Below are 26,469 nucleotides of genomic sequence, written 5' to 3' on the forward strand. Positions count from 1 at the left end.
GATCTGTCGTAATCTATTCATCTTGATCGGTTTATTGGACATGTATTCGCTGGTTTTTGTTTATCTAAAAAGCTAAACAAAAACCTTGTCCGAAGAAACCTATCAGTACATTACTTTAATCTCTTTTAAGGGGTCACTTTCGTCTGGCAAGAGGGGTCACTTTGCTTTGGCGAACGTGGTCACTTTCAACTGGCAAAGGGGGCCTTTTTGAGTGGGCCAAAAGGGGTCATTTTGGTGTGTTTTATCCAAATAGCCATTTTTCCGGCGTATTTATCATTGCGCATGGACTCTCCACTGTAATGGAGGCGGTATACAAGAATGACCGGTTCTTTGTGGACGCTTGTTTAAATGGCGAGTTGGTATACACTTCAGATGGTTTTACCATGATCCGTGAATTTGATCATAAAATTATAGAGGAAAGTTATTCTAAAGACGGGGAAGCGTTTTCTAGGATGTTTAACATGGCATCCGGCTTTATGGAGTGCGCCTATGAGTGTTATGAAAAAGAGTTTTATAATAATGTCGCTTTTTTATTGCACCAGGCAGTAGAACAGGCCTGCCGTGGCTTGATCCGGTTATACACCGGCTATCGTGCCGATATTCACAATATTGATCGCCTGCTGTTTCTTTATGAGTGTTTTTCCGCAGAACCTGGCCGTCTTTTTAAACGTCATTTTAAAGAAGAAATGAGACTATTTCGGGTACTAGCTGGAAGCTATACAGAAGCAAGATATAGGGACAATTATAAGGTTATTGATCATGATGCAGACCAGCTTTGTACGCTCGTTAAAGCGTTTCTTGACCTTACGATAGAATTGTCATTAAAAGAACCGCACAAGGGCACCGCTAGGACCACAGTGGAAGAACAGGCAGCGGTCGTGGATTATTCCCCGGCCCTGCCTGCATCCCTGTGAGAATCTGTCTCTACTTTTCAAAATTCATTTGGTTTGTAGCCTATACCTTTTCGTGTTTGTTTAGTAGCTTTAGTTTCTATTAATTCGTCGAGATACCGGAAAACGATTTCCATGTTTTTATCCTGGTTGTCCAATTTTGTCTTTATTTTCTCAATTTCAAGGCGCAACTCTGTATTGTCAATAAACATGCGCCGCAACCGGGTAAAAATCCTCATGATTTGAATATTAACCTGTATTGCTCTATCACTTGACAGGATACCAGACAACATGGCCAATCCGTCCTCAGTGAACGCATTGGGCGCTTGTCTTCTGCCACCCCAACTTGCTATTCCATTTTGGAATAGCAAGTTTTTAAATTCTTCGTCCGTTAACCGAAACATAAAGTCATCAGGAAACCGCTTGATGTTGCGTGCTACAGCTTTGTTTAAGTTGCCGGTAGTAACATTGTAAAGCTGTGCAAGATCTTCGTCAAGCATAACTTTTTGACCTCTGATATAATAGATTTTATTGGAAATGACTTCATCAGGAACCATCATTTCTTCATTCTTATTTTCCATAACTCAAACTTTAATTAATGCGTGATGCGACTATATTGTCGAACTTAACATAATCTGCTGTTCAGGAATAAATTTCTTTTTTGCTAACGTTTTCTTCAGCGTAACCATATCCTCGGTGACTTTGACAGCTAATACTTTGGCGTAATGCTGTGTTTGCTTTAGACTCTTATGTCCCATCATTTTACTGATGGTTTCCATCGGAACATTGTTTGCTAAGGTCACCGTAGTCGCAAACGAGTTCCTAGCCATCTTTGAGGTAAGCTCCTTATTAACGTTACAGGTATCGGCAATCTCTTTTAAATATGAATTATACTTCTGATTGCTGAGTACTGGTAATAGCATGTCTTTTGCTAAACACATCTCATCATCCTGGTATTTTTTTAAAATCAGAAGCGCTATTGGCAATAGTGGAATCGCTGACGGTGTTCCTGTTTTTTGCCTGTTCTTATTAATTCTGAGTTCGCTGTTATGGGCCAGGGTTACTTCGGAACGTTTTAACTGCTTTACATCGATGAAAGAAAGACCGGTAAAACAGCAAAAAACGAACAAATCCCTTACCCGAGACAGTCGTTCATTCTGGATACTTTTTGATGTAATTCGCTGAATTTCCTCTTTGTCCAGATATATTGTATCAACATCTTCTCTTGTCATCTCAAACTTGGCGAATGGGTCCCCTACCAGCCATCCGTTATCCACGCAATCCAATACAATCTTTTTCATATTGGCGATGTTTTTCAATGCTGAATTATGATTGAGTTCTATATCTGTACGATACCAGTTATATAGCTTCTTAATGAATTCCAAGTCCAGTGAGCGGATATTCATATCATCAACTTTATAGATGACCTTAATAAATTTGCAAGTGTGTTTATAGGATGTGTTAAAATTGGTATAAGTCCCTTTAGCGACACCTTTACCAATCATTTTCTTTAAGTCTTTGTTATGCCCTTCGAACAACAATAGCAACATCCATTTCCGCTCATTAATCCCGGATAACAATTCTACTATTGCTAAAGCTGTTACCACTTTACCCCGGTCGATCAAATGCTTCCTGGCATCATATGCTTTATTTTGCATAACATCAAGGAACTCGTTAAGTACTTTTGCATCTTCTTTATTGCCGATGGCACGGTTTCCTTTTGAATTCCATCTGGAAGGAAGCCATGAACGTTTAATAGAAAGGTCTTTGGAAACACCGTCTACAGTAATCTTGAGGTAGATATACATTTCTCCCCCATCATAATTTCTTGGCTGTTTTAAAAAAAACATTAAGCCTAAACTTTTTTCTAACATAACGATAGATTTTTAAGTGAATAAATATCGAAATGCAGCGGCAAAAAGTCAAGATGTTTAATGATTGAACATGTTGTAAATCAGATTATTATATCATTTACGTGGCGTCTTTTTTTGATGAAAAAAAGACGCCATGGATGTCGCTCATTTTCTTTGCGAATTCGTGTATGTTTTGGTTAACTCATGGCAACAAAAAAGCCTGTAAATATGTGATTTACAGGCTTTTGGTGTTTTTTAACTATTCAATCAGCGGTGAGGGAGGGATTCGAACCCTCGGTACAGTTTCCCGTACGTCAGTTTAGCAAACTGATCCTTTCGGCCTCTCAGGCACCTCACCAGTATTTTTTAAACTTGTCCCCCGTTTTCGGGATTGCAAATATAGTAATTCATGTTTCCCATCAAAAAAAAAGTTCGGATTTTTAATAATCTATCCGCACATGGTAAATGCTCATCAGCATTCGCTTAAATATTTCTTTAATAGTTTCTATATCTTTCAGGGTTATATTACTGTCCTTCAACTGGTTCTGATCCAGCTTGTATTTTACAATCCTATCTACCAAAACACTTATCGATTCTTCGTCAGGCTCCTTTAATGAGCGCGAAGCAGCCTCAACCGAGTCGGCAAGCATCAAAACACCGGCCTCTTTGGTGAAAGGAATGGGCCCGGGGTACCTAAAAATGTTCTCGTTGATGAATTTTTCGGGAAAATTCTTCAATGAAGACTGGTAAAAATAGTCAACCCGGGTATTACCATGGTGGGTGCGGATAAAATCGATAATAACTTCGGGCAGGTTGGCTTTACGGGCCATCTCAATTCCTTTACTTACGTGACGGATAATTACCTGCGCACTCTCTTCATAAGGCAACTTATCATGGGGGTTAAAACCCGAGGTTTGGTTTTCAATAAAAAACAGCGGATTTTCCATTTTACCAATATCGTGGTACAAGGCGCCGGCCCTAACCAATAATGCATTGCCGCCTATACTGTAAATGGCATTCTCGGCTAAATTGGCTACCTGTAACGAATGCTGAAAGGTACCGGGTGCTGTAAACGCCAGTTCGCGCAATAAAGGCGCGTTGGTATTTGTAAGCTCGATAAGCGTAATATCTGACGTAAGCGAAAATATCTTCTCAAATATATAAATCATTGGGTAGGCCAGCAGGGTAAGCAGCACGCTCACCACAAAAGGTAGAAAATCCATCCAGTCAATCTCCAGGAAAGTACCTTCCCTGATAAACGAGATTCCCAGGAAAGCCACAAAGTAGGTAAACACAATAATCCCGGCCGAAATGAGGAACTGCTCGCGGCGGATAAGGTTTTTGATACTATAGATAGACACCATCCCGGCGGTTATTTCATAGTAAGCAAACTCAAAGCTATTGGGTACAAAAAAGCCGGCAATTAAAACCACCAGCAAATGAATATTAAGCGCCAGGCGGGTATCAAACAAAATACGAATGATAATTGGCACTATACAATACGGTATGTAATACAGGTTTACCGGAAACTGGAATTTAATAGCGGCCGACAGTGTAGCCAGCATGGCAGTAATTACCAACAATATTAAACTTACCAGGCGGTTATCAGCATAAATATCCTTACGAAACAGGTAAAGGAATATCATGAGCAATGATATGGCTATGGATACCAGCAAAAACTGCCCCAGCAACACCAATATGCGGTTGCCGTTTACGCGGGCGTTATTTTCAAAAGCTTTTTTGTACGATTCAAGTTTTTGATAAACATCGTCGTTAATAATGGAGCCTTTATAAACTATTACCTCGCCTTTTTGCACCATTCCGCGGGTGATAGACAGGCCGTCGTACACTTCTTTTTCAAGCCTTACGGTAAGGTTATCATCATAGCTTAAATTATTCTGGATGCGGTTTTGCAGCAAATCGAGCATAAAAGCCCTGTCAATATCTGTTCGCTTACTCAATACTTTATCGCAATAAGCCAGGGCACTTTCCCTGGTAAAAAGGGTATTGGTATTTTTATCCGTTGCTACGTTTTTATTTAAAATAGTAATGGCATAGTTGTTGGCATGTTGCAGGTATTTATCATTGAGTTTTAAAATGCCTGTTTCATACAAATTTGTTAACAAGGCTATCCCGGCATCAATATACTTCGATTTAAGTTTATCATTAATCCCCGCGTTATGCCACTTGATTTCCAAATCGGTTTTAAAGCCGTCTATCTGCTGGCCTCCCGCCGCAGCATCAAGCTGGTATACCGGGGTGATGCTTTCGTAGGCAGTTTTCTTCTCGTTATCAATTTCCTGGGGCGTTTTCAGGATAGCGAAATTATAGGGCGATACCAGGTCCTTTTGGTTCCAGATGCGTCCTTTTTCGTACTCATAACTAAATTTAGCCTGTTTGGGTAAAAAGAAAACGATAAGGCAGATGCACAACAGCATCATCAAAAACTTAACGTTGCGGGCATATTTGCGCATTAAGGCTTTTTGCCGCGAGGTAGATAGTTTTGCCATGTATGTAATTAACCGTACAAAAATAAGTTTTTTGAAGTAGAGTTAAGAATGAGAGTTGAGAATCAAGAGTCAAGAATCAAGACCGGAATATAAGCGGAGCATATTGCCTAACTTTATTTACATCACGCCTGATTTCTCAAACCGTGCATTTTTTTGTCTTAATTCTTGATTCTAACCTCTTGACTCTATTTCTATTTGTTTTTACAAAATAAAAAATGATATCTTTGTGATATCATTTTAAAATCAGACTAAATCACCATGAACTCCGAAAAAACCATCAATCCTCCCTCTGGCTTTGCGGCTTTTGCCCTGCTGCTTGTTGTATTGGCTGTAGCCGCTGTTTGCTTATTTATTGGCGAAGAGCCAATAGGCGCCATATTAGGCGTGCTGGGTTTTGTTTTTATACTACCCGGCCTGGTTATAGTAAACCCCAACGAATCAAAAGTGCTTACCCTTTTTGGTAAATATGTGGGCACAGTAAAAAAAGATGGCTTTTTTTGGGTAAACCCTTTTACTGTAAAAAGAAAAGTTTCGTTAAGGGCATTTAACCTTAACGGGCAGCAATTAAAAGTTAACGACAGCATTGGTAACCCAATTGAAATTGCTGCGGTAATTGTATGGCAGATAAAGGATACCGCCAGCGCCGTATTCGCGGTCGAAAATTACATCCAGTATGTAAATATACAAAGCGAAGCTGCTGTAAGGCACCTGGCCAATTCATTCCCCTATGATAACCTCGAGGACGAAACAGCCACCATTACCTTACGCGGCGGCGCCGAGCAGGTAAGCCTCTTGCTGGAAAAAGAGTTAAATGAAAGGCTCGACCGCGCCGGTATTGAAGTGCTGGAGGCACGAATATCGCACCTGGCCTATGCGCCCGAAATTGCACACTCTATGTTACAGGTACAACAGGCTTCGGCCATTATTGCAGCCCGCAGGCTTATTGTTGAGGGCGCTGTAGGCATGGTGGAGATGGCGCTGAACAAGCTATCAGAAAAAAATATTGTAGAGCTTGACGAAGAAAAGAAGGCAGCTATGGTCAGCAACCTGCTGGTTGTACTATGCGGCGACAGGAGCGTTAACCCCGTTGTAAATACAGGCACCTTATATCATTAATAATATGGAGCAATTTAGAAGTTTTGACCAGCTACGCACCAACCAGCTTATCATCATAAAAAACGGCTTTTTCAGGCCATCCTTTGAACTTAGCGATGGTCAGTTTAGTTATGGTAAGCTAAGCCATGCCAGCATTTGGAAAACCACTACGATATTGGAGTCGGCACAAAAAACATGGATCATTAAGCGCAAAGCCATTTTTAGCCGCACTTTATTGATAAAGGATGTTAATGAGATTGAGCTGGGTGCCGTAACTCCCGAAATATTATCCCGTAAGGTAAAACTGAGTATGAACAATGGCTTTGAAGCTGTGTACGCATATAAAAAGCTTTTTACCCGGACGTTTAGCTTAACGAGCGATCAATATGGCGATATTTTAAGCGTAAAAGCCGCTGTTTGGGGTTTTAAAAAACCATTTGAAGTATCGGTAGACCTGGATAAACTGAAAGCCTTGCCCGATATGCCGTTGCTGGTATTATTAGGCGTGAATTTAATTTTAATAAAACAAGCACAGGCCGCAGCCGCGGCAGGAACCGGGGGTTGATATGGCTGAGAAAAAGGCATTTGTACTACGCATTAATCCCGATGTATTAAAGGAACTGGAAGCCTGGGCTGCCGAAGAATTCAGAAGCACCAACGGACAAATAGAATACCTGATGCAGCAGGCGCTGCTTGTGCGCAAAAAAGGGGCGAAGAAAAAAAAGGAGTAATGGATTTTCAAAAAATAAAAGATCGTAAGACTTTATATTTAATCAGACAGGATTTGTTTAATGGCGAATATGTTTTGACAGATCACCAGAACAACTTTGGTAAATTAACCTACGACGGCCTGGCGCGGGAAACAGCAGAAATAGGTTCATATTATGGCGACTGGAGATTAGGTTATGATTTTGAACCATTCGGAAACGCTCAGATCATAATTTACGATAACACCGATTTGTTTTTGGGGGAAATAATTGTTGGTTATAACTACCTGCATCAACCACCATCGTTAGCTATGACAGATGGATTTACAGCTATTTTTTCGAAAGCTGATTTATCGTCAAACACCTACCAATGGAAATCAAATATTTCAGGCAGTTTGATTCACATAAAAAACGCCCTGTTTTCCATGACAAACACTATTACGGTTATTGATGACGATATTACAGAAGAGAAAATCACGTTACTTAGTTTTCTTGCGCAGCATCTTTTGATTCTTAAAGGTAGAAGAAAGCAGAGTTCTTACTAAACTATTATTATGCCAGGGAGATTGCTTTTAAACTTTTTCAGCTGCAAACGGTTGACCTTTACAAAATAATACCCTTTTAAGCTGCCTGTTAGAGGCTACCTGTTTGTAGACAGTTTCTACAACGCTTTGTATCGGTAACATCCATGTCGCTGCTGATCAGTTTCTAAAGATATATTTTGTTGACACATCCGGGCTTGATCAACGCGAATTAGAGGCGTAGCCTCGGCCAATCTTGTAGCCACGGGTTTTAACCCGTGGAAAAAACGAAGAAAATGATGGAGAGCCGTAGGTTCGATACATATGAGCAAAGCGTATATATCGTTTGAACAAAATGAAAATACCCGGATTTACACTAAAATATGGGCCGTGCCGATGGCACTCTTTGTTATCCTTTGGCCAATCATCCACGGGTTGAAACCCGTGGCTACAATATGCGCCGGGCCGATGGCCCTTAGCAAGAGTTATGTAGAAGCTAATTGAAAACGAACAACCCGTACAAAACCCCATCGCAACTGTTTATTATGCATGCATAGCTTTTAACTCTCCTCAAAATAACTAAATTTGCCCTACCAATTTTAATGAGGGACACATGAGAGAAGTAGTAATAGTAGCCGCCACCCGTACGCCTATAGGTAGTTTCGGTGGTAGCTTAGCCACTATAGGCGCAACGCAACTTGGGGCGCTGGTAATCAAATCGGCAGTTGAAAAGGCCGGGCTGAAGCCAGATCAGGTTCAGGAAGTTTATATGGGTAATGTAATGTCGGCCAATTTGGGTCAGGCTCCGGCTACCCAGGCTGCAATATTTGCCGGCCTACCCTATTTGCCAGCCACTACGGTTAATAAAGTTTGCGCTTCGGGCATGAAAGCTATTATGCTTGCTGCACAAAGCATAGCCCTTGGCCAAAATGATATTGTGGTTGCCGGGGGCATGGAGAGTATGAGCAATGTGCCCTACTACCTGGATAAAGCTCGTAACGGCTATCGCTTAGGCAACGGGCAAATTATTGATGGCCTGGTAAAAGATGGTCTTTGGGACGTATATAACGACTACCACATGGGCTCGGCAGCCGAGCTTTGCGCCGTTGATTGTAACATCAGCCGCGAAGGCCAGGATGCATTTGCCATTGAATCATACAATCGCGCACAAAAAGCCCAGGCTGTGGGCAAGTTCAAGGATGAAATAACCCCTGTTGAACTAAAAGATAAAAAAGGCGATGTCACGATGTTTACAGATGACGAGGAACCTAAAGCCGTTAAGTTTGACAAAATTCCTTTCCTAAAACCCGTATTTAAAAAAGATGGCACGGTAACCGCTGCCAATGCATCAACCCTAAATGATGGCGCGGCGGCTTTAGTATTAATGAGCCGGGAAAAAGCTGATAAGTTGGGCATTAAACCGCTTGCCCGTATTGTATCCTATGCCGATGCGCAGCAGGCGCCCGAATGGTTTACTACTGCCCCATCAAAAGCCATCCCATTAGCATTACACAAAGCTGGTTTGTCGTCAGATCAAATCGACTTTTTCGAGATAAACGAGGCCTTCTCTGTTGTAGCTATTGCTAATAACCAATTATTAAAGCTTGATCCCGCAAAAGTTAACGTAAATGGCGGTGCAGTTTCATTAGGCCACCCGCTGGGCGCATCGGGTGCGCGAATCATTGTTACCTTAATTAACGTATTACAACAAAGCCAGGGCAAATTTGGTGCGGCCGGAATTTGTAACGGCGGCGGCGGCGCCAGCGCAATGGTTATCGAAAATTTACGTTAAGAGGTTTATTATATCCGCGTCATTGCGGGAAAAAAGTGATAACATGGCTGCAAATGGGACTGTTGTAGAGACGCAATATTTTGCGTCTCCCGCCAGACAAATGAATTTGCAAGTTTGGATTTGCATGTGGGAGACGCAAAATATTGCGTCTCTACGTTGAAAAATAACTTTAATAATCAACAACTTACAGTTATATCATTATAAAGCACGAAGCAATCCCAGGTTATGTTTACCTATCAATCTATGCTGAGATTGCATCGCACTCTGCAACAACAGATTTATAAATTATAGTTATATTAGAACAAAATCATATTAACACCGTGATCAAAAAGCTTCTCCTATTTCTCCCCGCGCTTTTATTGAGTATCCATACCTATGCGCAGCACTCTGACGAGAACGCGCATATTAAACAGTTGAAACTTTACGAAGACACCCTAAAAACCTTAGGTAAAACATTTATTAACGACGAAACCGACCTGGTGCGGAAAAATGCCAACTATAAGTTTATTAAAACGATGGTTAGCGCGTTAAAAGTACCCAACTCGTTCCTGTACCACTTCGATTCTGTAAAAACCATCAGCATCATCAATTCGCCCGATAATCGCTTCCGTATTTTTACCTGGCCTATTATGAACGAGGATGGCAGCTACCGTTTTTATGGCACCATACAAATGAATACCGGCGGCTTTTTAAAAATGTACCCACTAGAAGATTACTCGCCTTTTTTTAAGGCCCCCGAAGACTCCGTTGTTAACAACCGCAAGTGGCTGGGCGCGCAGTATTATAAAATAGTGCCCGTTTATGGCGCCAAAACCTACTACATTTTGTTAGGCTGGAAGGGTAACACGGTAAAATCGACCAAAAAAGTTATTGATGTGCTTTCATTTAATGATGCAGGGCCGGTATTTGGCATGCCAGTGTTTGATGGCAACGGCAAAACACGCCACCGTGTAGTGTTTGAATATTCCCGCCAGGCCTCGATGCTGTTAAGATACGTGCCCGAGCAAAATCTCATTGTGTTTGATCACCTTGCCCCGCCGGATGCCAAAGAAAAAAACAAGCCCGAAACCTTTGGGCCCGACCTTACTTACGATGGCTATAAATTAAAGAATGGGCACTGGGTGTATGTAGAACAGTTGGATATGCGCAACGTACCCGATAATTCAAGCAATGCGGTCGATCCCCAGTATGTCGACCCTAAAAAACAAGCAGCACGCGATAAAAAGCTTGTTCCAACATCACATTAATTTTAGAATTATAGCCACGTTACCAACTAATAATCAAAACAATCCACAGATAGCTTGTAACACTTTCGGTATAAAATTCTGATTTAAAAGATTTATACTACTTTAGCAAAACTTTAAGTTGACAAATAAATGCAGGAAAAAACAGCAGCACAATCACGATCGATAGGTAAAATTCCAAGGGCAGTACCATTCATTATAGGCAATGAATTTGCAGAGCGTTTCAGTTTTTACGGAATGCGGAGTATCCTGGCTGTTTTTTTAGTTCACCAGTTTTTTAGTCATGAAAATTCTGTTGAAGCCAACGCCCACTCCAACAGTATCAACCACATGTTCTCCACGCTGGTTTATGCTACCCCCCTGCTTGGCGCTATCCTTGCCGACTGGTTTTTTGGCAAATACCGCGTTATCCTCATCGGGTCGCTTATTTATACCATCGGACACTTCCTTTTATCAATGTTTGATACCAACCTGGCCGGCTTCCAAACCGGCTTAATTATTATAGCATTTTCGGCAGGCGCCATTAAATCATGCGTATCTGCCAACGTTGGCGATCAGTTTGACCACAGCAATCAGCACCTGATGAGTACCATTTACAGCTGGTTTTACTTCAGTATCAATGCGGGATCTATGGTTAGTTTGTTCCTGATCCCTTTAATTTACGATAAATTTGGCGCTGCCTGGGCATTTGGTGTACCGGGTATTTTGATGGCACTGGCCACTTTAATATTTTTCTTGGGCCGTAAAAGCTATGTAAAGCTCCCGGCCAAGGGCATTAATAAAGATAATTTTGTATCGGTAAGCTTTTACACGTTAATGTGTAAGCTAAGCCCAAAAGCGCCGGGAACAGCCTGGGAACAAGCCGAAGCCAAATACGGGTATGATAAAGTGGATGGCATTAAAGCTGTTTGGCGCATTATGGCTGTATTTGCTTTTATCCCGGTTTTTTGGTCGTTATGGGATATGAATAGTGCCGAATGGGTGTTACAATCTGTTCACCTCGATTTAAACTTAGGTGTTTTCGGATGGAAAATTCTTCCATCTCAAATACAAACAGTAAACGCAGTTTTCCTGTTGGCAATGATACCGCTTTTCAATTTCTTGTTGTATCCACTGGCAACTAAACTGGGCTTAAAGCTCACCCCGCTTCGTAAAATAGGCTTTGGTTTATTGGTTACCGCAGGCAGTTTTTTAATAATTGCTTTATTACAGGAAAAAGTTGATAAAGGCCTGCACCCATCTGTTTGGTGGCAGATTTTTGCCTATGCCGTATTATCAGCAGGCGAAGTATTGGTTTCATTGGTAGGCCTGGAGTACGCGTATACGCAATCGCCTGTATCTATGAAGAGCACCATGACTGCTATCTGGTATTTTACTTATTCGGTAGGGTCGTTCTTCAACACTATTGTTAATAACAGCATTGCAAACCATGGTTATTTCGCCCGTTATACCGGCGCATCTTTCTTTTGGTTGTTCACAGGCATCTGCCTTGCCTTTTTTGTGGTATTTCTTTTTGTAAGCCCACGATTAAAGGAAAAAGCTTATTTGGTAGATGAAGTACTGGCAAAAGGACTGGATATTCATGACGATAAAGTAACTCCAATTCATCCTGATAACCCAATTGTATAATAAAATCCGTTGTTTTGTGTTTTATTTCATCAAACATCAGAAATAGCGCGTGCCAGATAGTATTATAATTATACCTACTTATAACGAGAAGGAGAATATTGAGCGGATGATCCGCAAAATATTTTCCCTCCCGCATGATTTTCATTTGCTCATCATCGATGACGGATCGCCGGATGGCACCAACATTATTGTAAAAAATTTAATGAACGTATACCCCGAGCAGCTTTTTATAGTAGAGCGGGCGGGGAAACAAGGCTTAGGCACTGCGTACATTCATGGCTTTAAATGGGCTATTGAGCGCCATTACGACTATATTTTTGAAATGGATGCCGATTTCTCGCACAATCCGGATGATTTGCTAAAACTGCGGCAAGCCTGTATTGATGGCGCCGATGCAGCTATCGGCTCACGCTACAGTACTGGCGTAAACGTGGTAAACTGGCCCATGAGCCGTGTACTAATGAGTTACTTTGCATCGGTATACGTGCGTTTTATTACAGGGATAGACGTTGCAGATTCAACAGCCGGATTTATGTGCTACAAACGCAAGGTACTGGAAACCATCCAGCTTGATAAGATAAAGTTTGTGGGCTACGCCTTCCAGATCGAGATGAAATACACTACCGTTAAACATGGCTTTAAACTGGTAGAAGTACCCATTATATTCATCAACCGCACCCTTGGCACATCCAAAATGTCGTCGGGCATATTTGGCGAAGCCATTTTTGGTGTGATAAAAATGAAAATCAACAGCATTTTCAGGAAATACCCTGAGGGATGATCTTGATTTCGGATTTGGGATGTTCGATTTCGGATTTATTTTAATTTTAGATTTCTATTCCACCTGCCGTTCCAAATCCGAAATCCCAACTCCGAAATCCGATATTTCTTGGGGATGTTCGATTTCGGATTTATTTATTTGAAGATTTTTGGATTTCAACTCCCCAATTTTAAATTCCCCGAATGACAAATCCGAAATCCCAATTCCGAAATCCGAAATAAAAAAACTAATTTCGTTGGTAATGAACGAGCACCTTGATCCGGCACCGGAACGCCTCAGCAATACCGAGCGTGATATCGAAAAAGTTTTACGTCCGCAGCAGTTTGAGGATTTTACCGGTCAGCATAAAATATTAGCTAACTTAAAAATATTTGTACAGGCAGCCCGCCAGCGTGGCGAAGCGCTTGACCACGTATTGCTGCACGGCCCTCCGGGACTGGGCAAAACCACGCTCTCGCACATCATCGCCAACGAAATGAGTGTTGGCATCAAGATAACATCGGGCCCCGTATTGGATAAACCCGGCGATTTGGCGGGCCTGCTTACCAACCTGGAAACAGGCGATATTCTTTTTATTGACGAAATACACCGTTTAAGCCCCCTGGTTGAAGAGTATTTATACTCGGCAATGGAGGACTTTAAGATAGATATTATGCTGGAGAGCGGCCCCAACGCCCGGTCTGTACAAATATCACTCAACCCATTCACCCTGGTAGGGGCCACCACCCGTTCGGGCCTGCTTACCGCGCCTTTAAGGGCCCGGTTTGGTATTAATGCCCGGCTGGAGTATTATGACGCCAAATTGCTTACCACCATTGTACTGCGCTCGTCATCTATCCTAAAAACACCTATTACCGATGAGGGGGCTTATGAAATTGCCCGCCGCAGCCGTGGTACGCCCCGTATAGCCAATGCGCTATTGCGCCGCACACGTGATTTTGCCCAGATAAAAGGTGATGGCAATATTGATACCGCCATAGCCAAATATGCCCTAAACGCCCTTAATGTTGATGAGCATGGCCTGGACGAAATGGATAACAAAATATTGAGCACCATTATTGATAAATTTAAAGGCGGCCCCGTTGGGCTAAAAACCATAGCCACCGCCGTTGGCGAAGATGAGGGTACCATTGAAGAAGTTTACGAACCATTTTTAATACAGGAAGGCTTTTTGATGCGCACGGCCCGTGGCCGCGAGTGCACCGAGAGCGCTTATAAACATTTGGGCAAAATAAAACTTGGGGGCAACCCTTCGTTATTTTAATTTCAGATGTTCACCTTCGCAGTTTAATTGGAGGTGAAGTTAAAGTGTTCCCATCCGGGGGAGTATTTACAATGCTATTAAGTGACGGAAAATATTAAAATTTCAGTTTCGCGCGAAGACGCCCGGGCGCTAAGGAAAAAAAAGCAAATCACTTTGCGGCTCTGCGTCTTTCCGCGAAAAAACGCTTAACTTAATAGTATTGGCGAGATTTAGATGGGCCTTTTAGTAAGTTTGCGAACAATTATCTACCGATATTACTATGAAAACAATGTTCAACCATGGGGTTAAATTCTTTTTTACCCTGCTTTTTTTTAGCTGCGCAGCTTTTGCCATGGCGCAAACAACCATCCCTACCCCTACTACACCGATGGTGCCCAATAAGCCGGAGGCGTTGCCGCCAGATACAGCAAAGAAGCTTGGAAAGGATACCGCTTTAACAAAGAAGGACACCATCCCGGTGAAAAAAATACCCACCGGGCCAAAAGTAGGCATAGCCGGCCTAAACCATGACCATATACACCTGATACTAAACGAATACCGCAACGGCAACGTAAATATTGTTGGCATTGCCGAGCCGGATAAAAACCTTTGGGCCAAGTATGGTAAAATGTATGGCGTACCCGATTCGTTGTTTTTTGAAGATTTAAAAACCATGTGCCTGGCCCGCAAACCTGTAATTGTTTTAGGTTACAACGCCGTTGGCAAACATATAGATGTGGTAGAAACCTGTGCACCGCTACACATTTCGGTAATGGTTGAGAAACCTTTGGCTGCCACGCTTGAACAAGCCCGGCGCATGGAATTCCTGGCGCTTAAATATTACATCAACCTGCTTACCAATTATGAAACTACCTGGTACCCATCGGTACAAAGCGCTTATAATACCGTTAAAACAGATAGCGTAGGCATCATCCGCAAAATGGTGTTTCACGATGGTCACCAGGGCCCGCGCGAGATTGGTTGCAGCGAAGATTTTTTGAGCTGGCTAACAGACCCCATACTTAACGGCGCAGGTGCACTAAATGACTTTGGCTGCTATGGCGCCAATATGATGACCTGGCTGATGCAGGGGCAACGGCCAATAGCGGTTACAGCGGTAGCCAGGCATTACAAGCCATCGGTATACCCCAAGGTTGAAGACGATGCTACCATTATTGTTGAATACCCTAACGCCACCGGCATGATAGAAGCATCATGGAACTGGCCTTACGGCATCAAAGACATGGAGATATTTGGCGCCAAAGGCTATATCCACACCTTTGATAAAGATAGCGTTGAAATAAGAGTTAACAATAGCGTGCACAGTTTTAAAGCACCGGCCTTACCCGCACCGGCCGACGCACCGGTACCCTATTTTACCGCAGCACTTAAAAACCCCATTAAATCGCATAACGACCGGTCGTCATTAAGGTATAATATGATAGTGATGCAGATTTTGGATGCAGCCAAAAGATCGATAAAAGAAGGTAAACGGATAGTGCTTTAAAATAGAGTGAAGAGGTTAGCATCAAGAGATAAGACAAAACTGGTTTTATCGCGAATTGTATGATTAACTATTTTCAATTATTTTACTGGCTGTTTTAATTTAGCCCCCAGACATAAGGATGGAGTTGTGGCGAACCCGGTAGTTTTAAAGATTTAGGCACCCGGTTTTTCAGGCTGTTTTCTCCGAATTTTTGCGCAAAAAACTTCCTTTTATTTTTGTGTAAATAAATGCACCATTTGTATTAATAAATAGTGCATTTATTGCTGAAAAGTTGGGATTTATTACTTGTTTTTACGTATTTATGTATGAATAAAAGGCTGTTTTGAAATATAAAATGGAGCGTGTAAATTTGTACTGTTTACCCATAAATAAAAAGGGGGTCTATGCTGTTTTAGCCCCAGGTCTTAAGTTCTGAGCCAAAAAAGAAAAAATTCAACTTTATACTTACGACTTGGTATTATTGACTAAACGCTACAGGTAAAACACTTCGTTATCCGTTTCTAAAAACCCCAGATCGGGCGTGTGGTCAAATATTCCGAATACCGAGGCTCCGCTCCCGCTCATACTGGCATAAATAGCACCAGCCTGGTATAACGCAGCTTTAACGCCGCGGATCTCGATATGATTTTTAAAAATAGACGTTTCAAAATCGTTTTTGATATGCTTTTTCCATTCGGTGATGGGTTCGGTGATCAATTCCAGCAAGGAATCTTTAACCGGGGTTGGTTTTATGCCGCTGAAGGCTTCTGAAGTAGAAATATGAATATCGGGCATTACCAGTACAATTTTGTAAGCCGATAAGTCGAGTTTTATGGTTTCAAATTCGTCCCCCCGCTCAAATGCGAAAACGGGTTTATTTTCGATAAAAAAGGCACAATCGGCCCCCAGGCGGCGGGCATAGCCTGTCATTTCATCTACCGAAAGGCAAAGGTTAAACTGCTCATTCATTAGCCTGATAAAAAAAGCCGCGTCAGCCGATCCTCCGCCCAATCCGGCTCCTATCGGAATGTTTTTATGCAGATGAATGCTTACCAGCGGTAAATCGAAGTCTTTTTTAAGCATGTGGTAGCCTTTTACACAAAGGTTATCCTCGGCCCTGCCAGGAATATCAAGCCCTGACGAGGTAAAAGTAAGCTCATCACTCTCAACTACTTCCAGCGCATCTTTTATGGCAATAGGATAAAAAATGGTTTCCAGGTTATGATAACCATCCGGGCGGCGTTCGGTAATATTCAGGCCTATGTTAATTTTTGCGTTGGGAAAAAGGATCATATTTTTAGTGAGTGGTTGATTGGATGAGTGGTTATTAACTTTTGATAAATCCCCGGCCTACCCTGTCTCGTCTTAAATTAAAAAGGACATAATTGTCGCGCCGTAAAGTTATCATCTTCCTATTGATTAGGAATGATTAACAAACCTGTATTTTTACACATATTTAGGATAGTTAGTCTTATTTATTTTCCTTTGTGGTTGGTTCATTGGTTCACTGGTTCATTAGTTCATTGGTAGGATAGCGTTGAATTTGCATGTTTGATTTTTACAAGGCTGATTTTAAACGCGATATCGCAACTAATGCTAATACGGGCAAACCGACAGAAAAGACCAATGAACTAATGAACCACTGAACTAATGAACTAAAAAATGAAACAGTATCTTGATTTGATGAAGCATGTATCGGAAACCGGCGCGCAAAAGCATGACAGGACGGGTACCGGTACAGTAAGTGTGTTTGGCTACCAGATGCGTTTCAACCTTAAAGATGGTTTCCCGATGGTGACCACCAAAAAGCTGCACCTTAAATCAATCATCCATGAGTTGATATGGTTTTTAAGCGGCGATAGCAATATCCGTTACCTGAAAGAAAATGGCGTACGAATTTGGGACGAATGGGCCGATGCCGATGGTAACCTTGGCCCTGTATACGGTGTGCAATGGCGCAGCTGGCCAACGCCTGATGGTGGTCATATTGACCAGATAGCCCAGGTAATTAACCAGATAAAAAACAACCCGGATTCGCGCCGCATGATTGTTTCTGCCTGGAATGTAGCAGAAGTGAACCAGATGGCATTGCCACCTTGCCATAGCCTGTTCCAGTTTTACGTGGAGCCACCTAATCCCCTGAAGGGGGAATTAAAAGGCAAACTGTCATGTCAATTGTATCAACGCAGTGCCGATATATTTTTAGGTGTGCCTTTCAACATTGCATCATACGCCCTGCTAACCATGATGGTGGCACAGGTTTGTGACCTGGATTATGGCGATTTCATCCATACGCTTGGCGATGCCCACCTGTATAACAATCACCTGGAACAGGTTAACCTTCAATTGAGCCGCGAGCCCCGCCCGCTGCCAACTATGAAGATTAACCCGGACGTGAAGGATATCTTCGGCTTTAAATTTGAAGACTTTACGTTGGAAAATTATGATCCGCATCCGCATATTAAGGGTGTGGTGGCTGTATAATAGTCATTGGTCATTGGTCATTGGTCATTGGTCATTGGTCATTGGTCATTGGTGAGAATTTTTGAGACGTGGGATTGTTTGGATGGATTGGGAAATTAAAAATTTGTAGATTTGGCTATGACTGCGGTTCAGATAAAAGAAGAAATACAAAAAGCATTGAATGATATGCCCGAAACGGCATTGGCAGATGTTTTGAATTTTGTAAAACAATTTCAAACACATCCGTTTGAACAATCCACCCTCGATAATAATTTAAAAAAGATCATGAGCGAGGATAAAGGTTTATTGGAGCGCTTAGCCAAATGATCTCTATACAATCAGTTTTATATATTCACTCCCAATTAATTAAAAATTTTGGCGGTGGCGAAGGTGTGAGAGACCAGGGAGGCCTGGAAGCAACAATTGCCCGGCCATATGCAACTTTTGACGGCATTGACTTGTACCCAGAACCTATTGACAAAGCTGCCGCTATTTTCGAGAGCTTAATTATTAACCATCCTTTTATCGATGGTAACAAAAGAACTGCCTACACGCTACTTAGACTAATGTTATTAAGTTTTGATTGTGATATAGAGGCATCAGAGGACGAAAAATACGACATAACAATTGCTGCAAGTACCGGACAATTAAAGTTCGACGAAATTAAATTGTGGCTGTCAGAAAAAATCATCACAAAAAACAAATGATCGTAAGTATTATAGTGGCTATAGCCAAAAACAACGCCATCGGTAAAGACAATAAATTACTTTGGTACCTACCCAATGATTTAAAGCATTTTAAAGATGTTACCACGGGGCATACCGTTATCATGGGCCGCAAAACTTTCGATTCGGTGGGTAAACCGCTACCAAGGCGCAGGAATATTGTGATTACCCGCCAGGATATCATAATTGAAGGTTGCGAGGTTGTAAAATCAATTGAAGCGGCATTGGCGCTTTGTGCAGGCGAGGATGAAGTATTTATTGTAGGTGGTGCCGAAATTTACAGACAGGCCATCCCGCTCACAAACCGCATATATCTCACCATAATTAACCAGGAATTTGATGGTGATACCTTTTTCCCTGAGTTAAACACAGAAGACTGGCAGGAAACGCAAAGAGAAAATTTTGAGCCTGATGACAAAAACAAGTATAGCTATTCGTTTATCACACTGGAGCGTCGCTAACATTTTTTGTCATCAATTTGTTTTAATTTAAAATTTTCTGCTTGCGAAATTTTATTAGATTTGCCGTCTTATTAAAAATAGCTTATAAACTAATTAATTACATATTACAAATTCGATGCAAGGTAAAGGGGTTATTAAATTTTTCGCCATTCTGCTGGCAGTTGTGTGTATCTACCAGCTGTCTTTTACATGGGTGGCCCAAAAAGTTGAGAGTGATGCCAAGGCATACGCAAAAGGGAATCCTGAAAAAGAGAAGGCTTACCTGGACTCAATGTCTACACAACCGGTATATCCGATATTCAAACACACTTACGCTTTCGTATTGCAAAGGGAACTTGCATTAGGTTTGGACCTTAAAGGTGGTATGAACGTTACGATGCAGATACAGCTTGATGAGCTGGTACGCAAAATTGCGAACAACAACCCCGATGCAACATTCAACCAGGCTTTGGCAAACGCCGATAAACTTCAGGCTGACGCTAAAACCAGCCAGAAAGATTATATCGCGCTGTTTGTAAGCGAGTATGAGAAATTGAATCCGGACGGCAAGCTGGCCGCTATCTTTTCAACAAAAGATAACCAGGATCACTTAAAGTTTAACGCATCAAACAGCGAAGTTGAAGCTTATCTGAGAGATTTGGCCAGCACCGCAGTAAAACAATCGTTCACGGTTTTAAATACCCGTATCAACCAGTTTGGTGTAACCCAGCCTAACATCCAGTTAGAGGCCAGTTCAAACCGCATCCTGATTGAGCTGCCTGGTGTTAAAGAACCAGACCGCGTTCGTAAACTGTTATCAGGAACGGCAAAGCTGGAGTTTTATCAAACATTTGATAACAGCGAAGCCTACCAAACCATTATAGCTGTTGATAACCTGTTTGGCGCAAAAAACAAAACCGCCRCTAAAACAACCGATACTGCCAAAACAACCGCAACCGCGGCTGCTAAAAACGATACTGCTAAAAAAGCAGGATCGTTATTAAGCAAGGTTCAAAAAAGTGCTGAGAAAGACACTTCGGCAAGCGCTTTAGCAGGCAAATCGCAATTGGCTGCGCAACATCCGTTATTGTCTGTAATGTCGCTAAACTTATATCCAGGTCAAAACGGTCAGCAGCAATTAGGTACCGGTCCTGTTGTTGGCTATGCTTTATTAAAAGATACCGCCAAGGTTAACAGCTACCTGCATAGCAAACTTGCGCAATCGGCTATCCCACGCAATATGAAATTCCTTTGGGATGTAAAACCCATGAAGGATGCCAAACAAAAAGCATTTGCTTTATACGCCATTAAATTAAGCGGCGCCGAAAACGGCCCGGTACTTTCTGGTAGTGTAATTACCGATGCAAGAGCCGATGTTAACCAAAAAGGCAGCCCCGAAGTTGTGATGATCATGAACTCGGAAGGTGCCCAAAAATGGCGTGCTGTTACTGCCGAGGCTGCTGCTGCAACCACCAAGCGTGCTATCGCCATTGTGTTAGATGATAATGTATACTCGGCTCCTAACGTTCAAAACGAAATTTCAGGTGGTGTATCATCAATTGAAGGAAGCTTTACACAGGAAGATACAAGGGATTTGGCCAACGTGTTAAAGGCCGGTCGTTTACCCGCTCCTGCGCACATCGTATCTGAAGATGTTGTAGGTCCGTCATTAGGTAAACAAGCTATAGCCGCCAGTTTGCTATCATGCGTACTGGGTTTGGTAGTAGTACTTGTTTTCATGATTGCTTACTATAACCGTGCAGGTACTGTTGCGGTGGTTGCGGTTATCATCAACATATTTTTCCTGATGGGTGTACTTACCAGCTTAGGTGCGGTGTTAACTGTACCGGGTGTAGCAGGTATCGTACTTACTTTAGGTATAGCGGTAGATGCCAACGTGTTGGTGTACGAGCGTGTACGTGAAGAGCTTGCCTTAGGCAAATCACTAAAAATAGCGGTTGCCGATGGTTTCAAACACGCGCTGCCATCTATCCTCGATTCACAGATCAGTACGTTCCTTACCGGTTTAATCCTGTTCATCTTCGGTTCGGGCCCTATCCAGGGTTTTGCAACTACATTGATGATCGGTATTATTACTTCACTATTCTGCTCGCTGTTAATCTCAAGGGTTATATTTGAGTGGATGCTTGATAAAGGCTGGGATATTAAATTCAGCAACCCATGGAGTTCACATACCTTCAAAAATGCTAACTACGCGTTTGTTAAAAACCGTTTCAAGTTTTACATTTTCTCGGGTACGTTTATCATTGCCGGTATTATTTCAATATTTGTGCGTGGCTTTAGCTACGGTGTTGATTTTGAGGGCGGCCGTAACTTTATAATTACGTTCCCTAATAAAAACATAACAACTGAGCAAATACACAGTGTTGTTGACCCATCTTTATTAGGCCGCGGTACCGAGGTTAAAACTGTAAATGCCGATAAAATCAGCATCACTACAAATTACCTTATTCAGCAAAACACCCCTGCGATTGATGTACAGGTAAGAAAAACGTTAATTGAAGCTCTGGCAACCAAACCAGAAACCCAAATAAGCGATAGCGATATTCAGGGTCAATCGAAGGTAAGCGCTACCATAGCCGAAGAACTGAAAACATCGGCTGTTTACACGGTATTGATCGCCATATTTGTGATCTCGGCATACATCTTTATCCGTTTCCGTAAATGGCAGTTTAGTTTGGGTGCGATGATTGCAACCGCGCATGATGCCTTGCTGGTATTATCGTTCTTCTCGTTATTCAACGGAATATTACCGTTCTCGCTGGATATTGACCAGGCTTTCATTGCGGCTATCTTAACAGTAATCGGTTACTCTATTAACGATACCGTGGTGGTATTCGATAGGATTCGCGAGTTCCTTGACCATAAATCAAAAGAGGAACAAACGGAAGATGTTATTAACCGCGCTATCAACAGTACATTAAGCCGTACCATTATTACTGCATTAACGGTAATATTCGTATTGATTGTGTTGTTCATATTTGGTGGCGATGTTATCAAAGGCTTCTCGTTCGCATTATTAATCGGGGTTATTTTCGGTACATACTCGTCTATCTGCGTGGCAACACCGGTGATAGTTGACTTTGGAAAAAAAGACCTGAAATAAAATAATCTGAAATTATTTAAAAGGCTCCAAAGAACATTTGGGGCCTTTTTTTTAGCCCAACCTCAACCAAAAATGACCGACGGATGGGGTTGCAGATTGGTTACAATGAGGTATAATTGCATCATAAAACAATAACAAACATTGCCATCGGCATGGGTATTGTGCTGTTGGCTATGAAATAGGCGGATGCCCCTTTGCGTCTGCCAAAACAGACAGGAGTGTAAAACTTGCACTTTAAAACAGGAACACAAATAACCCCTCACATGAACACATCAGATAGTTCAAAATTCCCTTTAGTAGTAATAGTTGGTGGTGGCTTTGGCGGCCTGCAGGTAGCCAAAAAACTGGCAGATAAGCCTGTTGACGTGCTGATGCTTGATAAGCATAATTACCACACCTTTCAACCATTGTTGTACCAGGTGGCCATGGGCGGTCTCGAATCCGAATCAATCGCCTTCTCTCTGCGTAAAAATTTTTCGGAGCAAAAAAATTTCCGTTTCAGAATAGCCGAGGTATTAAAGGTTAACGCCGTCAATAATACCATTGATACTACTATCGGCCCTATAGCTTATGATTACCTGGTAATTGCTACCGGATCAACCACCAACTTTTTTGGCAATCATGATATCGAAAAATTTTCGATGCCGATGAAATCAATCCCGGAGGCATTAAATTTACGGTACTCCGTACTCCAAAACATTGAAGAAGCGCTGCTTAAAACATCCAAAGACGAGCGCGAAGCGCTACTCACGTTTGTGCTGGTTGGCGCCGGCCCAACCGGAGTTGAGCTTTCGGGCTCATTAGCCGAACTGCGTAACCACGTACTGACCAAAGATTATCCCGAACTTAAAAAAGAGGATATGAAGGTTTACCTGGTAGATTTTTTACCGAAGGTACTGGGCCCATTCTCTGATCAGGCATCAAATGCGGCTAAAGATTTCCTTACCAAAATGGGTGTGGAAGTATTGTTAGGTGTTAAGGTAGAAAGCTATGATGGCAAAGAAATAAAATTTGAAGGCGGCAAAACCATCCGCACCAAAAACGTGATATGGAGCGCCGGCGTTATGGGCGTAGTACCCGAAGGCATCGAAAAAGGTAATATTGAACGTGGTAACAGGATAAGGGTTGACAGCATTTGCCGCATGGTGGGTACCGAAAACATCTTCGCCATTGGCGATGTGGCAGCCATGATAACCGACGAAACCCCTAAAGGCCACCCCGGTGTGGCACAGGTAGCTATACAAATGGGCGCACACGTGGGTAAAACCATTATGCAGCTCATTAACCATGAGCCCACCACTCCGTTTAAATATTTCGACAAAGGATCGTTAGCTACCATTGGCCGCAACAAAGCTGTCGCCGATTTAGGTAAGATCAGGTTCCAGGGATTTTTTGCATGGCTGGTATGGATGTTTGTTCACCTGATATCGCTTTTAGGCGGCCGTAACAAGGTAATTGTATTCATTAACTGGGTATCCAGCTATATTAACTACAATGGCGGCACCAGGCTCATCATCCGCAAGTTTGAACGTGAAGGCCTAACCGAGGATGAGCATTTACCGAAGACGGTAGACTAGTTTTGAGCGGTGAGTTTTGAGTAATGAGTTATAAAGAAAAAGGCTGATTTGGGGTTAGGATAAATTATCCTGAACTTTGATTTGGAGGTTTGGGACCTAAGCTCAAAACTCACCACTCAAAACTCATGACTATAAAGATAACCGAGTGCCCGCGCGATGCCATGCAGGGTATTGTGCATTTTATTCCTACGGATATCAAGGCCGCTTATATTAACCTGCTTTTACAGGTGGGCTTTGATACTATTGATTTCGGGAGTTTTGTATCGGCTAAGGCGATACCGCAGTTACAGGATACTGCGGAGGTATTGAGTAAATTAGATTTGAGCAATACACAGTCAAAACTGTTGGCTATTATTGCCAATTACCGTGGCGCCGAAGAAGCCGTGAAGCATCCGGAAATTACTTACCTGGGCTATCCTTTTTCAATTTCCGAAACATTTCAGCTGCGCAATACCAATACTACCCTACCCCAGGCCTTTGACAATGTAAAGCGGATGCAGGAATTAGCAGTTGCCAATAATAAAAAGCTACTTGTTTACCTATCTATGGGTTTTGGTAATCCGTATCGCGATGAATGGAATACCGGAATAATTCATGAATGGACAGACAAACTGGTAAAAGAAGGAATTAATAACATAGCCCTGGCCGATACTATCGGCATTTCGGAGCCTGACCAGATCAGCAGCATTTATCCCGACCTCTGCCTGGCATTTCCAAATGCCGAATTCGGCATCCACCTGCACAGTACGCCCGATACCTGGCAACCCAAAATAAAAGCTGCTTACCAAAGCGGCTGCAAAAGATTTGATACTGCCATTAAAGGTTACGGTGGCTGCCCCATGGCCGCAGATGACCTTACGGGCAACATTGCAACCGAAAATCTAATTGGGTACCTCGAAAGTCAAAAAGAGCCCACAGGGCTTAATATAGACAAATTCCGGGAAGCGATGGAATATTCAGGAAAGGTGTTCCTATAGAAGTATTTGAGGATTTGAAGATTTGAAAATGATATTTTAAACAACTTAGCCCTATTTTCAAATTTTCAAATCCTCAAATTATAATCAAGCGATAGTCTTCGCAGCCTTCGCTACCTTTGCCTTCACGGTTTTATCAAAATTTTCCATTACCAACACCGCGGCGCCAACAAGTTCGGCATCAAAACCCAGTTCCGATACTAACAATTCGGTACCGGCAGATAAACGCGGGATACAGTATTTGTGCAAGGCCTGTTGTATAGGTGCCATTAATATTTTGGCAACTTTTGCTCCACGGCCGCTCAACACGATAATAGCCGGGTTCATGATATGGATAAGGATAGCCAGGGCCTTCCCTATTTTGTAGCCGGCATCTGATAGTAATTCTATAGCAAACTGGTCGCCGTTGTTTGCAGCATCCAACAGGGCATCGCCCATAAGTTTGGAGTGATCGTTGGTATTGTGTTTTAAACTGGTTATACGGCCTTGCTGAATACCTTCTATGGCTTTACGGGCTACTACCAGCATCGATGCTTCGGCCTCCAGGCAACCACGTTTACCGCACTCGCACAATGAGCCATCTTCCGATAACGGGATATGGCTTAACTCACCTGCAAAACCGTTATGGCCGCGGAATAATTTCCCATTTACAATCATACCTAAACCAATACCCCAGCCCAGGTTAATTACCATTACTTCGGTTTGCGCCTTGGCAATACCAAACTTTTGCTCGGCCAGCGCTATCAGGCTCGAATCGTTATCGATATAGGTAGTAATACCGGTATGTTCGGTAAGGTAGGCAGTAAGGCTGCCGTTGGCATCAAGATAAGTATAATTAATGCCCTGGGTTACATTGATAAACCCAGGCATGCCGATACCGATGCCTGCAATTTTGCCTTTGGCTACACCCGATGTTTTGATGTAGCTATTAATCTGGTTGGTAAGTATAGTCAGCGCATTGGGGTTATTGAGCAGTTTAAGCTCAAAAGTAAGCATATCGGCCACGGGGCTGTTTTGCAAATCGAACAACTGGATACGTGCGGTTAGCTGATCGAGCGCCACGGCCAATATATACATGGCGTTGGCCTTAACAGAGTACATGAGCGGGCGGCGGCCACCACTTGAAGGGGCGTACCCATGCTCAACCACGAAGCCTTCGTGCATCAGCTCATTGATGGCCTTGGCTATTGACGGAATGCTTTTATCAAACAAGTCGCTCAATCCGGCACATGACATCGCTTTATTAAAATAAAGCCGTTTGATGATCATATTTTTGAGCTGACTGCCCTTCACACCTTTATTTTCGAGTTCCATTCAACAATATAAGAGTTAAAGTTTTTAAAAGGCTATGCCTAAGTAATTAAAGTTTATAAAATTATAAATAAAGTACAATATAACAACTGTATTTATTA

23 protein-coding genes and 1 tRNA gene are annotated in these 26,469 nt (G+C 42.4%); 18 read left to right on the top strand and 6 right to left on the bottom strand.

The window, feature by feature from the left end:
• Positions 1 to 236 precede the first annotated feature (236 nt).
• Positions 237 to 914 carry a HEPN domain-containing protein gene (locus AC1DV1_RS06695; RefSeq protein ID WP_477356834.1) on the top strand — a complete coding sequence of 226 codons (678 nt, stop codon included), beginning with the start codon at positions 237 to 239 and terminating at the stop codon, positions 912 to 914.
• A gap of 17 nt (positions 915 to 931) precedes the next feature.
• Here AC1DV1_RS06695 and AC1DV1_RS06700 read toward each other — a convergent pair whose 3' ends face one another.
• The 4 genes from AC1DV1_RS06700 to AC1DV1_RS06715 all read right to left on the bottom strand — a co-directional run bounded on the left by AC1DV1_RS06700 (position 932) and on the right by AC1DV1_RS06715 (position 5,253).
• Positions 932 to 1,471, bottom strand: coding sequence for an ORF6N domain-containing protein (locus AC1DV1_RS06700; RefSeq protein ID WP_477356835.1), 540 nt, complete (start codon positions 1,469 to 1,471; stop codon positions 932 to 934).
• Between the two features lie 30 nt (positions 1,472 to 1,501).
• Complete coding sequence (locus AC1DV1_RS06705) at positions 1,502 to 2,764, bottom strand: site-specific integrase (protein WP_477356837.1); 1,263 nt, start codon at positions 2,762 to 2,764, stop codon at positions 1,502 to 1,504.
• Between the two features lie 250 nt (positions 2,765 to 3,014).
• A tRNA-Ser gene (locus tag AC1DV1_RS06710) sits at positions 3,015 to 3,101 on the bottom strand.
• Positions 3,102 to 3,183: 82 nt separating this feature from the next.
• Positions 3,184 to 5,253 carry an HD family phosphohydrolase gene (locus AC1DV1_RS06715; protein ID WP_477356839.1) on the bottom strand — a complete coding sequence of 690 codons (2,070 nt, stop codon included), beginning with the start codon at positions 5,251 to 5,253 and terminating at the stop codon, positions 3,184 to 3,186.
• Between the two features lie 258 nt (positions 5,254 to 5,511).
• On the opposite strand from AC1DV1_RS06715, the gene AC1DV1_RS06720 reads away from it, so the two are divergent.
• The 10 genes from AC1DV1_RS06720 to AC1DV1_RS06765 all read left to right on the top strand — a co-directional run bounded on the left by AC1DV1_RS06720 (position 5,512) and on the right by AC1DV1_RS06765 (position 15,772).
• Positions 5,512 to 6,369 (top strand): SPFH domain-containing protein, encoded by an 858-nt coding sequence (locus AC1DV1_RS06720; protein WP_477356841.1) that lies wholly within the window; start codon positions 5,512 to 5,514, stop codon positions 6,367 to 6,369.
• 4 nt (positions 6,370 to 6,373) lie between these two features.
• Entirely contained in the window at positions 6,374 to 6,913 is a 540-nt protein-coding gene (locus AC1DV1_RS06725) for a hypothetical protein (protein ID WP_477356843.1), read from the top strand.
• Between the two features lies 1 nt (position 6,914).
• The gene (locus tag AC1DV1_RS06730) at positions 6,915 to 7,079 is read left to right on the top strand and encodes a type II toxin-antitoxin system antitoxin (protein WP_477356845.1); all 165 of its coding nucleotides are present in this window, start codon (positions 6,915 to 6,917) and stop codon (positions 7,077 to 7,079) included.
• Positions 7,079 to 7,600, top strand: a complete 522-nt coding sequence (locus AC1DV1_RS06735; protein ID WP_477356847.1) for a hypothetical protein — start codon at positions 7,079 to 7,081, stop codon at positions 7,598 to 7,600. The genes AC1DV1_RS06730 and AC1DV1_RS06735 overlap by 1 nt, the downstream gene beginning before the upstream one ends.
• 589 nt (positions 7,601 to 8,189) lie before the next feature.
• Complete coding sequence (locus AC1DV1_RS06740) at positions 8,190 to 9,368, top strand: acetyl-CoA C-acyltransferase (RefSeq protein WP_477356849.1); 1,179 nt, start codon at positions 8,190 to 8,192, stop codon at positions 9,366 to 9,368.
• A gap of 320 nt (positions 9,369 to 9,688) precedes the next feature.
• A complete protein-coding gene (locus AC1DV1_RS06745) occupies positions 9,689 to 10,615 on the top strand; it encodes a hypothetical protein (protein WP_477356851.1) in 927 nt (308 codons plus the stop codon).
• Between the two features lie 129 nt (positions 10,616 to 10,744).
• A complete protein-coding gene (locus AC1DV1_RS06750) occupies positions 10,745 to 12,241 on the top strand; it encodes a POT-type proton-dependent oligopeptide transporter (RefSeq protein WP_477356853.1) in 1,497 nt (498 codons plus the stop codon).
• A gap of 49 nt (positions 12,242 to 12,290) precedes the next feature.
• On the top strand, positions 12,291 to 13,022 hold the full coding sequence (locus AC1DV1_RS06755) for a polyprenol monophosphomannose synthase (RefSeq protein ID WP_477356855.1): 732 nt from the start codon (positions 12,291 to 12,293) through the stop codon (positions 13,020 to 13,022).
• A 241-nt stretch (positions 13,023 to 13,263) separates the two neighbouring features.
• Positions 13,264 to 14,286 carry a Holliday junction branch migration DNA helicase RuvB gene (gene ruvB, locus AC1DV1_RS06760; protein ID WP_147052417.1) on the top strand — a complete coding sequence of 341 codons (1,023 nt, stop codon included), beginning with the start codon at positions 13,264 to 13,266 and terminating at the stop codon, positions 14,284 to 14,286.
• A gap of 259 nt (positions 14,287 to 14,545) precedes the next feature.
• Entirely contained in the window at positions 14,546 to 15,772 is a 1,227-nt protein-coding gene (locus AC1DV1_RS06765; protein ID WP_477356857.1) for a Gfo/Idh/MocA family protein, read from the top strand.
• 471 nt (positions 15,773 to 16,243) lie between these two features.
• Here the strand turns inward: AC1DV1_RS06765 and ispE are convergent, their stop codons facing one another.
• Positions 16,244 to 17,044, bottom strand: coding sequence for a 4-(cytidine 5'-diphospho)-2-C-methyl-D-erythritol kinase (gene ispE, locus AC1DV1_RS06770; RefSeq protein WP_477356859.1), 801 nt, complete (start codon positions 17,042 to 17,044; stop codon positions 16,244 to 16,246).
• A gap of 369 nt (positions 17,045 to 17,413) precedes the next feature.
• Between ispE and AC1DV1_RS06775 the strand changes: the two genes are divergently transcribed.
• The 7 genes from AC1DV1_RS06775 to AC1DV1_RS06805 all read left to right on the top strand — a co-directional run bounded on the left by AC1DV1_RS06775 (position 17,414) and on the right by AC1DV1_RS06805 (position 25,060).
• Positions 17,414 to 18,235 (top strand): thymidylate synthase, encoded by an 822-nt coding sequence (locus AC1DV1_RS06775; RefSeq protein WP_477356861.1) that lies wholly within the window; start codon positions 17,414 to 17,416, stop codon positions 18,233 to 18,235.
• A 117-nt stretch (positions 18,236 to 18,352) separates the two neighbouring features.
• Positions 18,353 to 18,541 (top strand): hypothetical protein, encoded by a 189-nt coding sequence (locus tag AC1DV1_RS06780; RefSeq protein ID WP_477356863.1) that lies wholly within the window; start codon positions 18,353 to 18,355, stop codon positions 18,539 to 18,541.
• On the top strand, positions 18,538 to 18,921 hold the full coding sequence (locus tag AC1DV1_RS06785; RefSeq protein WP_477356865.1) for a type II toxin-antitoxin system death-on-curing family toxin: 384 nt from the start codon (positions 18,538 to 18,540) through the stop codon (positions 18,919 to 18,921). Before AC1DV1_RS06780 ends, AC1DV1_RS06785 begins: the two co-directional genes overlap by 4 nt.
• The gene (locus AC1DV1_RS06790; protein WP_477356867.1) at positions 18,918 to 19,400 is read left to right on the top strand and encodes a dihydrofolate reductase; all 483 of its coding nucleotides are present in this window, start codon (positions 18,918 to 18,920) and stop codon (positions 19,398 to 19,400) included. The genes AC1DV1_RS06785 and AC1DV1_RS06790 overlap by 4 nt, the downstream gene beginning before the upstream one ends.
• 115 nt (positions 19,401 to 19,515) lie before the next feature.
• A complete protein-coding gene (gene secDF, locus AC1DV1_RS06795) occupies positions 19,516 to 22,506 on the top strand; it encodes a protein translocase subunit SecDF (protein WP_477356869.1) in 2,991 nt (996 codons plus the stop codon).
• A gap of 263 nt (positions 22,507 to 22,769) precedes the next feature.
• The gene (locus AC1DV1_RS06800; RefSeq protein WP_477356871.1) at positions 22,770 to 24,083 is read left to right on the top strand and encodes an NAD(P)/FAD-dependent oxidoreductase; all 1,314 of its coding nucleotides are present in this window, start codon (positions 22,770 to 22,772) and stop codon (positions 24,081 to 24,083) included.
• A gap of 125 nt (positions 24,084 to 24,208) precedes the next feature.
• Complete coding sequence (locus tag AC1DV1_RS06805) at positions 24,209 to 25,060, top strand: hydroxymethylglutaryl-CoA lyase (protein ID WP_477356873.1); 852 nt, start codon at positions 24,209 to 24,211, stop codon at positions 25,058 to 25,060.
• Between the two features lie 84 nt (positions 25,061 to 25,144).
• Here the strand turns inward: AC1DV1_RS06805 and AC1DV1_RS06810 are convergent, their stop codons facing one another.
• Positions 25,145 to 26,371, bottom strand: a complete 1,227-nt coding sequence (locus tag AC1DV1_RS06810; protein WP_477356875.1) for an ROK family protein — start codon at positions 26,369 to 26,371, stop codon at positions 25,145 to 25,147.
• Positions 26,372 to 26,469 lie beyond the last annotated feature (98 nt).

This window comes from Mucilaginibacter sp. P4_D1 (assembly GCF_056401935.1).